This is a genomic window from Paraburkholderia hospita, from assembly GCF_002902965.1.
Taxonomy (GTDB): domain Bacteria; phylum Pseudomonadota; class Gammaproteobacteria; order Burkholderiales; family Burkholderiaceae; genus Paraburkholderia; species Paraburkholderia hospita.
The window spans coordinates 20,720-35,194 of record NZ_CP026110.1; the positions used below are offsets into that span (position 1 = coordinate 20,720).

At 56.5% G+C, this 14,475-nt stretch carries 8 protein-coding genes and 4 pseudogenes; 4 read left to right on the plus strand and 8 right to left on the minus strand.

Annotation, left to right across the window (positions count from 1 at the left end; genetic code table 11):
* The first annotated feature begins 48 nt into the window (after positions 1-48).
* The 3 genes from C2L64_RS52630 to tfdB all read left to right on the plus strand — a co-directional run bounded on the left by C2L64_RS52630 (position 49) and on the right by tfdB (position 3,955).
* Complete coding sequence (locus C2L64_RS52630) at positions 49-753, plus strand: dienelactone hydrolase family protein (protein ID WP_011178384.1); 705 nt, start codon at positions 49-51, stop codon at positions 751-753.
* Positions 750-1,814 carry a maleylacetate reductase gene (locus C2L64_RS52635; protein ID WP_011178383.1) on the plus strand — a complete coding sequence of 355 codons (1,065 nt, stop codon included), beginning with the start codon at positions 750-752 and terminating at the stop codon, positions 1,812-1,814. The genes C2L64_RS52630 and C2L64_RS52635 overlap by 4 nt, the downstream gene beginning before the upstream one ends.
* A gap of 344 nt (positions 1,815-2,158) precedes the next feature.
* A complete protein-coding gene (gene tfdB, locus C2L64_RS52640) occupies positions 2,159-3,955 on the plus strand; it encodes a 2,4-dichlorophenol 6-monooxygenase (RefSeq protein ID WP_011178382.1) in 1,797 nt (598 codons plus the stop codon).
* Positions 3,956-4,308: 353 nt separating this feature from the next.
* Here the strand turns inward: tfdB and C2L64_RS55790 are convergent.
* The 5 genes and pseudogenes from C2L64_RS55790 to aph(3')-Ia all read right to left on the minus strand — a co-directional run.
* A pseudogene (locus C2L64_RS55790) lies at positions 4,309-4,508 on the minus strand (IS30 family transposase); the annotation flags it as partial.
* Between the two features lie 541 nt (positions 4,509-5,049).
* Entirely contained in the window at positions 5,050-5,622 is a 573-nt protein-coding gene (locus C2L64_RS52655) for a hypothetical protein (protein WP_007180433.1), read from the minus strand.
* A gap of 76 nt (positions 5,623-5,698) precedes the next feature.
* On the minus strand, positions 5,699-5,962 hold the full coding sequence (locus C2L64_RS54010) for a hypothetical protein (RefSeq protein ID WP_007180432.1): 264 nt from the start codon (positions 5,960-5,962) through the stop codon (positions 5,699-5,701).
* A gap of 129 nt (positions 5,963-6,091) precedes the next feature.
* Positions 6,092-6,328, minus strand: a pseudogene (locus C2L64_RS52665) (transposase); the annotation flags it as partial.
* Positions 6,329-6,420: 92 nt separating this feature from the next.
* On the minus strand, positions 6,421-7,236 hold the full coding sequence (aph(3')-Ia, locus tag C2L64_RS52675) for an aminoglycoside O-phosphotransferase APH(3')-Ia (RefSeq protein ID WP_000018329.1): 816 nt from the start codon (positions 7,234-7,236) through the stop codon (positions 6,421-6,423).
* A gap of 136 nt (positions 7,237-7,372) precedes the next feature.
* Here aph(3')-Ia and C2L64_RS52680 point away from each other — a divergent pair.
* A pseudogene (locus tag C2L64_RS52680) lies at positions 7,373-7,609 on the plus strand (transposase); the annotation flags it as partial.
* Positions 7,610-7,701: 92 nt separating this feature from the next.
* Here the strand turns inward: C2L64_RS52680 and lacZ are convergent.
* From lacZ to C2L64_RS52700, 3 genes and pseudogenes are all read right to left on the minus strand, one after another.
* Positions 7,702-10,776 carry a beta-galactosidase gene (gene lacZ / locus C2L64_RS52685; protein WP_090839313.1) on the minus strand — a complete coding sequence of 1,025 codons (3,075 nt, stop codon included), beginning with the start codon at positions 10,774-10,776 and terminating at the stop codon, positions 7,702-7,704.
* 61 nt (positions 10,777-10,837) lie between these two features.
* Positions 10,838-11,002 (minus strand): annotated as a pseudogene (locus C2L64_RS52690) (tryptophan synthase subunit alpha); the annotation flags it as partial.
* 326 nt (positions 11,003-11,328) lie between these two features.
* On the minus strand, positions 11,329-14,355 hold the full coding sequence (locus tag C2L64_RS52700; RefSeq protein WP_007181927.1) for a Tn3 family transposase: 3,027 nt from the start codon (positions 14,353-14,355) through the stop codon (positions 11,329-11,331).
* Positions 14,356-14,475: the final 120 nt, after the last annotated feature.

Sequence of the window (14,475 nt, forward strand, 5' to 3'; positions counted from 1 at the left end):
TGTGGATCGCCTCGAATGCAACTGCGCATGTGTAACTGGAGACTAAATATGTTATCAGACGGCGTTGAGATCACGTCGCGCTCGGGTGGTCGCTTTGGTGCCTACCTCGGAAAGCCGACGACGGACTCCGCACCCATCGTCGTGATCGCGCAGGAGATTTTCGGGATCACGCCTTTCATAAGAGAAACCGTGGAATGGCTCGTTGGTGCGGGCTTTGGTTGCGTGTGTCCGGATCTGTACTGGAGACAGGCGCCGAATATCGAGCTTGATGCAAACGTACCATCGGAACGGGAACAGGCGCTTGCGTTGTTTCGCGACTTTGACATGGAGGCAGGAGTCAATGACCTTTCATGCGCCATTGAATACGCTCGTGCGCTCCCTTTCTCGAACGGTCGTGTCGCTGTAGTCGGGTACTGCCTGGGAGGTGCGCTGGCGTTTGATGTGGCGGCGCGATCATTGGCCGATTGCTCAATCGGCTATTACGGCGTGGGACTTGAAAAAAAGGTCTCACTGGTGCCAGCTATTACACGACCGGCGATGTTCCACATGGGTACCAAAGATCACTATGTCACAGAAGAGGCCCGTAGCATTCTCGAAGAGCATTTCGGTCGAAACAAAAATCTGAGTCTGCACTGGTATCCAGTGGGGCATTCATTTGCACGGTCATCCAGCCCAAATTTCGATCAGGCGGCGACAACTGTGGCCAATGCTCGGACGCTCGAACTGCTTGCAATGTTGAAGGACCCTTCATGAAGAAGTTCACGCTTGACTACCTGAGCCCGAGGGTCGTCTTCGGGGCGGGCACTGCTTCTGCATTGCCAGATGAAATAGGACGCCTTGGCGCACGCCGGCCCTTGGTATTAAGCAGCCCGGAACAACGCGAGTTAGCGAAGGATATCGTCCGTCCGATAGGTGACAGGGTAGCTGGATATTTCGATGGCGCGACGATGCATGTTCCCGTCGACGTCATCCAGAAAGCCGAGCGGGCTTTTAACGATACTGACGCCGACTCAATCATCGCGATCGGGGGAGGATCGACCACCGGACTCGCAAAAATCCTTTCGATGAACCTTGACGTCCCAAGTCTGGTTATACCAACGACCTATGCCGGTAGTGAAATGACTACCATTTGGGGTGTCACGGAAGGCGGAATGAAGAGGACCGGCCGCGACCCCAAGGTGCTACCGAAGACCGTGATTTATGATCCATTGCTCACGGTCGATTTGCCGCTTGCTATCTCGGTGACGAGCGCCTTGAATGCGATCGCTCACGCCGCAGAAGGTCTGTACTCGGCCGACCTCAATCCCGTTCTCGAGACCATGTGTAAGCAGGGCATATGCGCCTTGTTCGATGCAATCCCGCGCCTGGTGGCAAAGCCGACTGACGCCGAAGCGCGTACGGATGCCCTTTTTGGGGCATGGATGTGTGGCACTGCACTGTGCCACTTGGGCATGGGGCTACATCACAAACTCTGCCACACGCTTGGGGGAACCCTTAATCTTCCCCACGCGGAGACACATGCAATCGTACTACCACACGCACTGGCATACAATCTGCCGTACGCCGCGCCAGCTGAGCGACTGCTTCAGGAAGTCGCCGGCAGTAGTGACGTCCCGAGCGCGCTATATGATCTCGCCAGAAATGCTGGAGCACCACTCAGTCTCGCCGAAATCGGTATGCGGCCTGAAGATATTCCGAGGGTACGCGACCTCGCGCTAAGGGACCAATATCCGAATCCGCGTCCGCTGGAATCGGACGCATTGGAAACATTGTTAGTCAATGCGTTTCGTGGGCGAAGACCGGATTTCAAATAATGTGACCTGCACTCCGCGTTTAGTACGGTAGCGGTGAAGAGCCCGTTCCAAAGTCGACATCGGGTCTTCAAGCTAAAGCGAAGCACATGAATTTGCATCCACTGTTCCTTGTGGAGCATCGCCAGCCTTCGCGCGAAAAAGGCCGACTGTACTGGAGGTGGCTCGGATTTTCTTTGCGCGAAGTGGCTCATTTTTACTTTGCGCGCAACAAAGGCTCTTCAGCCTTACTATTCATCGCGCGTTAAAGACGGTGAAGTTTAAAAAATCGACTTGGCCGAACGCGAGATGAACAATCCCTGTTTCTTCTCACAAAGAGAGAGACATAACAATTGACGGAGGAAGACATGGCATTGACGATCGAAACCGACGTGCTGGTCGTTGGCACCGGGCCGGCGGGCGCTTCGGCGGGGGCACTGCTTGCGCGATACGGTGTCAGGACGATGCTCATTAACAAGTACAACTGGACGGCTCCGACGCCGCGTGCCCACATCACCAACCAACGCACAATGGAGATCCTGCGTGATCTCGGTCTCGAAGCTGAAGCCCGCCTCTACGCCGCGCCGAATGACCTAATGGGCGAGAACACCATCTGCGCCTCGTTGGCCGGCGAGGAGTTCGGTCGGATTCGCACCTGGGGGACGGATGTTCGCCGGCGCGCCGATTACGACGAATGTTCGCCGACCTCCATGTGCGACCTGCCACAGAACTATCTCGAGCCGATTCTCGTCAAGTCGGCCGCACTCGACGGCTGCAAGGTGCGCTTCGACACAGAGTATCTTGGACACGAACAGGATGCTGACGGCGTGTCGTCGCGCTTGCGCGATCGTCTGAATGGCGAAGAGTTTACCGTCCGGTCGAAATATCTGATCGGCGCCGACGGCGCCAACAGCCGCGTCGTGTCAGACCTGGACCTGCCGCTCGAAGGTACCATGGGCAAGTCCGGTTCCATCAACTTGCTGTTCGAGGCTGATCTCGACCGCTACGTCGCGCATCGTCCATCGGTCCTTTACTGGGTCATCCAGCCCGGCTCCGATATCGGCGGTCTCGGCATCGGCGTGGTGCGCATGGTCCGGCCGTGGAACAAATGGCTGGCGATCTGGGGGTACGACGTCGAGCAGGGCCCGCCGGAGATCTCGGAATCCTTCGCCCGCCGCATCGTCCACAATCTGATCGGCGATGACAGCGTGCCGCTGAAAATTGAGGGCATCTCGACCTGGACGGTCAACGACATGTACGCGACCCGGTTGCAGCAAGGACGGGTCTTCTGCGCCGGCGACGCGGTCCACCGGCATCCGCCGACCAACGGACTCGGCTCAAACACCTCCATCCAGGACAGCTTCAATCTCGCCTGGAAGATCGCCATGGTGCTGAACGGCACGGCCGACGAGAGCCTGCTGGACACCTACACGATCGAGCGGGCGCCGATCGCGAAGCAGGTGGTCTGCAGGGCGAACAAGTCGCTTGAGGATTTCCCGCCGATCGCGATGGCTCTGGGGTTGCCGCAGGCCAAGAGCGCCGACGAGATGAAGAGCAACATGGCTCGCCGCAAGGAACCTGGGCCCGAGGCGCAAGCGCAGCGCACGCGGTTACGCGAGGCCATCGCCGGGACCAATTACGTTTACAACGCCCACGGCGTCGAAATGAATCAGCGTTACGACAGTCCCGCGATCGTGGCAGACAATTCGCCGGACGAAGTCTTCCGCGACGTCGAGCTCTATCACCAGGCGTCGACGCGGCCTGGAGCGCCCATGCCGCATGTCTGGGTCTATGCGAGTGGTGATGGACACCGTATCTCAACAAAGGATCTCTGCGGGAAGGGCAACTTCACTCTCTTTACCGGGATTGGCGGCGCAGCCTGGCAGGATGCCGCGGCGGCCGTGAGCCGGCAACTCGGGGTGGCAGTGACGGTGCGCATCATTGGGCCTGGCCAGGCCTACGAGGATCATTACGGCGACTTCGCGAGAATTTCCGAGATCATCGACACCGGCGCCATCCTGGTGCGGCCGGATTTCCACGTCGCCTATCGGGCGACGTCCTTGCCGGCCGATGCGGCAGGCGACCTCGTGTCCGCCATGAGGCGGATCCTCGGACGCCAGTCAGAGAGGTCGAGCGCGCTGCGCGTTACGTCTCGAGCTATATAAGGAGTGGCGTCGCGATCTATTCGAGGTGAGACGGAAGCGCTCACCTCGGGTTGCGGGAGGGGAAGCGTGATCTTGCGCAGCGTGAGATGGCGTGTGGCGACGCGGGAAGGTTGTCGCGCGATTAAGGCAAGGCGGTGCGCAACGACGTGACGTGTTTTCTGGACCGGACGTAACTGCAGATCATCTAATTTGGGAAGTTCGTACCGGTGTCGACCGCCTTGCTGATGATGCTATTAAGCACGTGAGCAGACGACGGGCCGGTGCAGCCAACGTTGAAAAAAGAGCGCTTGATTGCAATGTCGACGACACGATCTACATTACTGTCATTTGAATGACCGCTTGCTCGTGCGGATTCAACCGGTGGATGCAACAGTTTGCTGAAATCGTTCGGCGGGCGTTCCGTGGTTCAGGGTTTTCCTCGGTCGCCCATCCAGCCGCCTCGCCACGGTATTGAGTAGCCAATTGGTACACCGAAATGTAGGTGCCGTTGGGGATGTCTCGATAGCCCGTTCGCATTTTCATTCGACCCGCGCTGCCAAGGATGCTGGGGGTTCAGTAACTGCAGGCTGAACTGCGCCAGGTGAACCAAACGCTGATCGTCAAGCAAAATGAAATAACCCAGTTGAACAGAGAAAGCGCGCGGCTCGTCGCCGAAGCCGGCGTCGCGACAAGGCATCTACGCGAGCTGCAAGCGCACAGCAAGTAGTTACAGAATACGTTGAACCAGTCGCTCGCCGACCACGCACGCACCAAGGCCGAGCACGATGCGCTGCTAACACCGCGAGGACTGAGGCGACTGAACTGACGCGGCTGCGCGAAGCACGTGAATCGCTGACCGCCGATCTGACGAAGCTCACAGCGCAGTTCGACGAGCAGCAGTTGCTCGGGGACTATCGGATGCGTCTGGGCCTCACGGACGCGGCGGGATGAAAGCGCCAGATTCCGCATCAAAAGGATGGGGATCTACGCCGGAACCCCAGAAAATTCCGTCGTTCCACATTGTGAACATTAATCGGCTTATTCCAGCCGAAGAATGTTGGAGCGACGTCCGGTGAGTGACATGACGGTCTCGGTCACACGGACCATCAGGACCGTTACGCGGGGCCCAGTTCGATTACATTGTGGGACAGGTCGAGACAATCTTCGCAGTCCCGGCAAACCCAGTGCAGCATCGGCCCGACCGGATCTGGATGGTCGCTGAACGTTGTCAGCGCCGCGTCGTACTGAGCATCGGACGTGCTCGAGCGCAGTATCCGCTCGAGATTAGACTCGATGCTGTCCAGGCTGCATTCACCGATGCCGGACTTGAACACCGTCACACCGCCTGACGGGTTGACCGCGAAGAAGAAAAACGCCTTCGTGTCGACCATGTGCGACAGGATTGTCCTGGCGATGAAGTTGCTCGGATTGATCAGCGCATTGAAGATGCGGTAGCCGTAAAACTCTAAGCCGAAGTGTACGACCTCGAAGTCGTCGGTGCCGCGTATCGAGTGGCCAAAGTTGAAACCGCTGCGTGTTACGTCGTTCGGAATGTCATCCACCGGCCGCAGTGCCAGGCAAGCATAGTGCGTCTGGCCCTCGGCCACGAGTCCCATCGCAAAGCAGGGCGCGCGCTCGGCCAGCAAGGCCTCGACAAAATTCCGGTTCATGCGGAGCGTTGGCAGCATCGGGCATCCTTCATCGTGAATCAAATCAACATTTGCCGACCTGGCTGTGCGGTGCGTCGACGTCGAACATCAAAGGCTATACATCGTCGAGCTCGAACAGCGCGCGATCGGCGGGCCGCGACAGATAATCGTCCATCATCGCGCGGAAATCGGCTTCATCCCACTCGCCGCGATCGACACGCCGCAGCAACGCCTCGCCGGCCAGCATGATCTTTCGCTCGCGATCCGCGCGCGTTTGCTTGACCTGCTGGCGCTGCGCCTTAGCTGCCGCTTTGCGGGCTGTTTTCAGCTCCTGCAGCTTTTCGTCTGTCGCATCGAGACGACGTTTCAGCATGTTCATTCTGGCGTCCTGTTCGAAGAAGCGGTTTGCGCGGGAAACCGGCGCGCCGGCGTGCGCCGGTTCGTTACATTCGCGCCGTACTGTCGCGCCCAGGTGCGTACCTGACTCTTATACACAAGTGCGGCCGCCGCGTTTAATGACCAGCACAGTCGTGATGGCAAGGTCAGAATAGCGCTGAGGTCTGCCTCGTGAAGAAGGTGTTGCTGACTCATACCAGGCCTGAATCGCCCCATCATCCAGCCAGAAAGTGAGGGAGCCACGGTTGATGAGAGCTTTGTTGTAGGTGGACCAGTTGGTGATTTTGAACTTTTGCTTTGCCACGGAACGGTCTGCGTTGTCGGGAAGATGCGTGATCTGATCCTTCAACTCAGCAAAAGTTCGATTTATTCAACAAAGCCGCCGTCCCGTCAAGTCAGCGTAATGCTCTGCCAGTGTTACAACCAATTAACCAATTCTGATTAGAAAAACTCATCGAGCATCAAATGAAACTGCAATTTATTCATATCAGGATTATCAATACCATATTTTTGAAAAAGCCGTTTCTGTAATGAAGGAGAAAACTCACCGAGGCAGTTCCATAGGATGGCAAGATCCTGGTATCGGTCTGCGATTCCGACTCGTCCAACATCAATACAACCTATTAATTTCCCCTCGTCAAAAATAAGGTTATCAAGTGAGAAATCACCATGAGTGACGACTGAATCCGGTGAGAATGGCAAAAGCTTATGCATTTCTTTCCAGACTTGTTCAACAGGCCAGCCATTACGCTCGTCATCAAAATCACTCGCATCAACCAAACCGTTATTCATTCGTGATTGCGCCTGAGCGAGACGAAATACGCGATCGCTGTTAAAAGGACAATTACAAACAGGAATCGAATGCAACCGGCGCAGGAACACTGCCAGCGCATCAACAATATTTTCACCTGAATCAGGATATTCTTCTAATACCTGGAATGCTGTTTTCCCGGGGATCGCAGTGGTGAGTAACCATGCATCATCAGGAGTACGGATAAAATGCTTGATGGTCGGAAGAGGCATAAATTCCGTCAGCCAGTTTAGTCTGACCATCTCATCTGTAACATCATTGGCAACGCTACCTTTGCCATGTTTCAGAAACAACTCTGGCGCATCGGGCTTCCCATACAATCGATAGATTGTCGCACCTGATTGCCCGACATTATCGCGAGCCCATTTATACCCATATAAATCAGCATCCATGTTGGAATTTAATCGCGGCCTCGAGCAAGACGTTTCCCGTTGAATATGGCTCATAACACCCCTTGTATTACTGTTTATGTAAGCAGACAGTTTTATTGTTCATGATGATATATTTTTATCTTGTGCAATGTAACATCAGAGATTTTGAGACACAACGTGGCTTTGTTGAATAAATCGAACTTTTGCTGAGTTGAAGGATCAGATCACGCATCTTCCCGACAACGCAGACCGTTCCGTGGCAAAGCAAAAGTTCAAAATCACCAACTGGTCCACCTACAACAAAGCTCTCATCAACCGTGGCTCCCTCACTTTCTGGCTGGATGATGGGGCGATTCAGGCCTGGTATGAGTCAGCAACACCTTCTTCACGAGGCAGACCTCAGCGCTATTCTGACCTTGCCATCACGACTGTGCTGGTCATTAAACGCGGCGGCCGCGGCCTAGGCGGCCGAAGCTTGAAATAGTACATAATGGATTTCCTTACGCGAAATACGGGCAGACATGGCCTGCCCGGTTATTATTATTTTTGACACCAGACCAACTGGTAATGGTAGCGACCGGCGCTCAGCTGTAATTCCGCCGATACTGACGGGCTCCAGGAGTCGTCGCCACCAATCCCCATATGGAAACCGTCGATATTCAGCCATGTGCCTTCTTCCGCGTGCAGCAGATGGCGATGGCTGGTTTCCATCAGTTGCTGTTGACTGTAGCGGCTGATGTTGAACTGGAAGTCGCCGCGCCACTGGTGTGGGCCATAATTCAATTCGCGCGTCCCGCAGCGCAGACCGTTTTCGCTCGGGAAGACGTACGGGGTATACATGTCTGACAATGGCAGATCCCAGCGGTCAAAACAGGCGGCAGTAAGGCGGTCGGGATAGTTTTCTTGCGGCCCTAATCCGAGCCAGTTTACCCGCTCTGCTACCTGCGCCAGCTGGCAGTTCAGGCCAATCCGCGCCGGATGCGGTGTATCGCTCGCCACTTCAACATCAACGGTAATCGCCATTTGACCACTACCATCAATCCGGTAGGTTTTCCGGCTGATAAATAAGGTTTTCCCCTGATGCTGCCACGCGTGAGCGGTCGTAATCAGCACCGCATCAGCAAGTGTATCTGCCGTGCACTGCAACAACGCTGCTTCGGCCTGGTAATGGCCCGCCGCCTTCCAGCGTTCGACCCAGGCGTTAGGGTCAATGCGGGTCGCTTCACTTACGCCAATGTCGTTATCCAGCGGTGCACGGGTGAACTGATCGCGCAGCGGCGTCAGCAGTTGTTTTTTATCGCCAATCCACATCTGTGAAAGAAAGCCTGACTGGCGGTTAAATTGCCAACGCTTATTACCCAGCTCGATGCAAAAATCCATTTCGCTGGTGGTCAGATGCGGGATGGCGTGGGACGCGGCGGGGAGCGTCACACTGAGGTTTTCCGCCAGACGCCACTGCTGCCAGGCGCTGATGTGCCCGGCTTCTGACCATGCGGTCGCGTTCGGTTGCACTACGCGTACTGTGAGCCAGAGTTGCCCGGCGCTCTCCGGCTGCGGTAGTTCAGGCAGTTCAATCAACTGTTTACCTTGTGGAGCGACATCCAGAGGCACTTCACCGCTTGCCAGCGGCTTACCATCCAGCGCCACCATCCAGTGCAGGAGCTCGTTATCGCTATGACGGAACAGGTATTCGCTGGTCACTTCGATGGTTTGCCCGGATAAACGGAACTGGAAAAACTGCTGCTGGTGTTTTGCTTCCGTCAGCGCTGGATGCGGCGTGCGGTCGGCAAAGACCAGACCGTTCATACAGAACTGGCGATCGTTCGGCGTATCGCCAAAATCACCGCCGTAAGCCGACCACGGGTTGCCGTTTTCATCATATTTAATCAGCGACTGATCCACCCAGTCCCAGACGAAGCCGCCCTGTAAACGGGGATACTGACGAAACGCCTGCCAGTATTTAGCGAAACCGCCAAGACTGTTACCCATCGCGTGGGCGTATTCGCAAAGGATCAGCGGGCGCGTCTCTCCAGGTAGCGAAAGCCATTTTTTGATGGACCATTTCGGCACAGCCGGGAAGGGCTGGTCTTCATCCACGCGCGCGTACATCGGGCAAATAATATCGGTGGCCGTGGTGTCGGCTCCGCCGCCTTCATACTGCACCGGGCGGGAAGGATCGACAGATTTGATCCAGCGATACAGCGCGTCGTGATTAGCGCCGTGGCCTGATTCATTCCCCAGCGACCAGATGATCACACTCGGGTGATTACGATCGCGCTGCACCATTCGCGTTACGCGTTCGCTCATCGCCGGTAGCCAGCGCGGATCATCGGTCAGACGATTCATTGGCACCATGCCGTGGGTTTCAATATTGGCTTCATCCACCACATACAGGCCGTAGCGGTCGCACAGCGTGTACCACAGCGGATGGTTCGGATAATGCGAACAGCGCACGGCGTTAAAGTTGTTCTGCTTCATCAGCAGGATATCCTGCACCATCGTCTGCTCATCCATGACCTGACCATGCAGAGGATGATGCTCGTGACGGTTAACGCCTCGAATCAGCAACGGCTTGCCGTTCAGCAGCAGCAGACCATTTTCAATCCGCACCTCGCGGAAACCGACATCGCAGGCTTCTGCTTCAATCAGCGTGCCGTCGGCGGTGTGCAGTTCAACCACCGCACGATAGAGATTCGGGATTTCGGCGCTCCACAGTTTCGGGTTTTCGACGTTCAGACGTAGTGTGACGCGATCGGCATAACCACCACGCTCATCGATAATTTCACCGCCGAAAGGCGCGGTGCCGCTGGCGACCTGCGTTTCACCCTGCCATAAAGAAACTGTTACCCGTAGGTAGTCACGCAACTCGCCGCACATCTGAACTTCAGCCTCCAGTACAGCGCGGCTGAAATCATCATTAAAGCGAGTGGCAACATGGAAATCGCTGATTTGTGTAGTCGGTTTATGCAGCAACGAGACGTCACGGAAAATGCCGCTCATCCGCCACATATCCTGATCTTCCAGATAACTGCCGTCACTCCAGCGCAGCACCATCACCGCGAGGCGGTTTTCTCCGGCGCGTAAAAATGCGCTCAGGTCAAATTCAGACGGCAAACGACTGTCCTGGCCGTAACCGACCCAGCGCCCGTTGCACCACAGATGAAACGCCGAGTTAACGCCATCAAAAATAATTCGCGTCTGGCCTTCCTGTAGCCAGCTTTCATCAACATTAAATGTGAGCGAGTAACAACCCGTCGGATTCTCCGTGGGAACAAACGGCGGATTGACCGTAATGGGATAGGTCACGTTGGTGTAGATGGGCGCATCGTAACCGTGCATCTGCCAGTTTGAGGGGACGACGACAGTATCGGCCTCAGGAAGATCGCACTCCAGCCAGCTTTCCGGCACCGCTTCTGGTGCCGGAAACCAGGCAAAGCGCCATTCGCCATTCAGGCTGCGCAACTGTTGGGAAGGGCGATCGGTGCGGGCCTCTTCGCTATTACGCCAGCTGGCGAAAGGGGGATGTGCTGCAAGGCGATTAAGTTGGGTAACGCCAGGGTTTTCCCAGTCACGACGTTGTAAAACGACGGCCAGTGAATCCGTAATCATGGTCATAGCTGTTTCCTGTGTGATAAAGAAAGTTAAAATGCCGCCAGCGGAACTGGCGGCTGTGGGATTAACTGCGCGTCGCCGCTTTCATCGGTTGTACAAAAACTTTCAGTGCCGCCAGCATTTTCTCTGGCTCATTAATATGTTGCTCGATGATTTTAACAATGGCCGAACCAGAAATCGCGCCCGCAGCTCCTGCATCAATCGCTGCTTTTACCTGATCCGGGGCGGATGCGTCCGGCGTAGAGGATCCCCGGGAATTCGGCCTAGGCGGCCAGATCTGATCAAGAGACAGGGTGCGTACCGAGGGAGCGATATCGACTAACGTCGGCGGCATGTTCGGCAACACATCCATCGTCCAGCCACCCAGCCGCTTTGGCGCAATATACGCCGGTCGCCAGCTGCCGTCGGCCAGGATATCGATCACGAACAGCGACGTGCCGACGCTCAGTCGCCAGGTGTTGACCACGGCTGGGGGTAAAGGATTACCTGGTTGTGGCATCGTATTCCACCGTAACAGGAATAAGGGATTCCAAGCCAGAACCGCCGAAAATTCGATCACTCCAATTCGAGCCCTGCAATGAGCGCGTCCAGGTCGATTTTGTTGTCGCTTTGAAAAGTGTAGTGCCCGTTCAAAAGGATATGCCGCCAGGCTGCCGGTGATATCTGCGTAAGCCGCGCCAGCGCCTTGGCGTTGCCACTGGCCTCCCATTTCGTCAGTAGATGCGACAGAATCGCCGAGTTGTAAAAAATGATGACGTTGGCGATCAGCCGGGCGCACTGGTTGCTGATCTCGATTTCGATGTCGGTGCGGCCGGTCAATTCCTTCTTGCCGCCGACCTGGGCGATGGTCGAACGAAGCTGATGGTAAGACTCGAGGCGGTTTTGGGAGCGATGCACGTTTCGCTCGAGCTGCGGGTCGCGCAGGTAACGCAACGTGTAGATGGTACGAATGAGCTTATCGAACTCAAAAATCGCGCGACGTGTCGGGTTTTCCTGCGAGTACGTACATAGTTTGCGGATCAGCGAGCCCTGCGTGATCTCTTTGAGGCCCAGCGTGGCGACGATCTGATCGATATTTGTCTTCTCACTGGTGATGAGCTGCCGATCGATTTGTCCGATCGGCTGAATCAGGCATTTCTCGTACAGCGCCGGGTCGTCGATACAATACAATTCCTGCAACTGGTCATCGAGGTTTGTGAAGCGAGGCTCGAAGCGCAACCCGAACCAATACAGGATAGCGAAGTTGGCTTTGTTGATGCTGTGCATGTCGCCGGTGATCGCAGTCGGCACTATATCCGACGTGTTGCGATACCAGATGTCGAACACGTGATGCGCCTCGTACTCGTGCGCGCCGATTAGGTAGCCGTTCAACGGGACATGATTGCACAGCAGCGTGTAGGCGACGACGCCTTTGCCTCGTCCGAAGTATTTGCGCGAGTAACGCGCCTTCACGGTCGGTCGCTCGACGCCGAATTTCTGCCCATCGACGGCGCTGTACAGCGCATCGAGATCGAACGAGTAGTACGGGAAGATCGGCAGCGCGGCGATGGCGTTGCTGATGCAGTCGTTGGCCGCATGCAGCGTCGCCTGACGCAGATACTGCTGGTAGGTGCTATCCAGAACGTGGTACGGAATGTCGCTGGTGCGCGCCATGACATGGTTGCCATGGTTCATTGCCTGAGCGATGATAACCGCCATCAGGCTATCGGCGTCCGCTACCTTCTTCGCGTAGCGCGGCTGCAATGGCGTCAGCGCCGACAGGAACTGGCACTGGCCGTTGACGAAGCGGAACACGTCGGCAACATCGCAGAATGGCAGTTGCTCGTAGAATGCCTGCTCACGCACCTTCTGGTTCTCGGTTTTCGGTTTGCGCCAAATCAGCTTCTGCGTATCCTTGTCGTATTCCAGGTGCGTAAGCTTGCCCTGTTTCAGCTCTCGGTTGAAGGCCAGCCATTGTGCATGCAACTCGGCCGCTAACGCATCGAGTTGGGCATCGATTGGCTGCTGCAGGAACGGGATCTCCATCTGCGCCAGCGCGTCGGCCTTCTCGTTCATCGAAACAAGCTCGTCGGAGAAGTGACGATGTTGCAGACTGTCGTCGAGATAGATCTCTCCCGACTGGAAGCGCTTCCGGATCTGGCGGTACAACCAGAATTCGTAGCGATCGGCGTGCAAACCGGTCGGCTGACCATCAGCGCCGAAGATCAGCAGGTACGGTCGCAGGCGCTTCGGCAGCGTGGCCGCGGGACATTCGGCGAGCGGTCGTTGTGACAGGCGCTGCTGTTTGGCGAAGGCCCCCTTGACCCAAGCCAGCGCCGCGAGCCACGGGTTGTCTGGGGAGGTGCCGACGAAGTCGAGCTCGACGTACAAGGGGCGCAGGTGACGGCGAATACGTTTGGCTAGGCCGTCCACCGCCAACCAGTGTAGTGCCAGTTGACTCAGCGGCTTGACCGTCATGCGTTGCGCCGTGTTTTGTAGCACATCTTTGGCCATGATTTTATAGGCGCGCTGACGCACCTCGCCGAACGGCGTCGGATCGGCTACGCTGTCGTCCACATAGAGCGACAACAGGCGGCCGATCTGCGGCGTTTCCCGATGGCGTTTTACTTGCTCGGCGATGAGTGACTGTTTCGCGCCCGCGCTGCTTTCTTCCTCGAGCTGCTTCATGTGGAAGGCCATCGCATCGACCAGGTTGTCGGTGAGCTGTCGGAAGCGCACCCAGGCGTAACACAGCAGGTAGAGCTGCGCCTGATCCGCCTTCAGGTTGCGCAGGTCGTGGACGGTATAGAAGTTCGCCAGGCTTGCGTAGTACAGCACGTTCTGCTGCGAGATATCCAGCCGGGGCAGCAGCGTCCTGGCGATTTCGTGCAACGGCTGCAGCGTGCCGCGCTTTTCGCGTTCGCGGACCATCTGACGCCAGCCGAAATTCTTGGCATCCTGTTTCAGCGCCGCCAGTTTCGACAGAGTATCATCGCGCACCAGAAGTTGGTCTAGCGCGGTTTGGGTCAATTCGTCCAATACGCCGGTGAGCAGGTCGCCCAGCCGCCGACGTTCGACGGACAGGGCTTCGCTGACTAGCTCTTGCAAGGTCGTGTAGCCGGGCCGGATCATCTTGTGCTCATTGAGCCACACGATGAGCTCGGCGGCGACGAATCCCGGTGTCACGTCGCGACGTACGATCTGCGCGGCCTGCTGCATGAGTTGCGGCAGGAAGGCGGCCACCCACGGTCGATAGCCGTACAGTTCAGCGATCTGTTCGCGCTGGGCGTAGTACTCGTGCCGGGTGATCGGCTTGCGTTCGAACGGCTCGCCGTGGAAATAGCGGCTCAACACGAAATCGTAATCGTCCTCAACCTCGTCCCAATCGAAGCGGAAGAAGGCGTGCTTGGACTTGAAGTAGCCAATCTGCAAGATGCAATAGACCTGCGCGGGTATGGAGGGCCGGCTACTGGCGAGCGCCAGTTCGGATTCGGTCAATGCCAGGTATTCCAGCCGCTGCGCATCGTCGAAATCAGGCAGGCCATACAGGGCTTCCTGTTCGGCGTCGGAAAAGACGCTGAGCAGCTTATTCTTGTTGATCATCGACCATCCTCTCCACGCAACGTCAGATCCTTCAATTTTGTGATATCACGACATGGGGTACGACAGAAATATTGAACTCCCGCATTCTACAGAGATAAGCTTTATTATCTCTGTGGCATT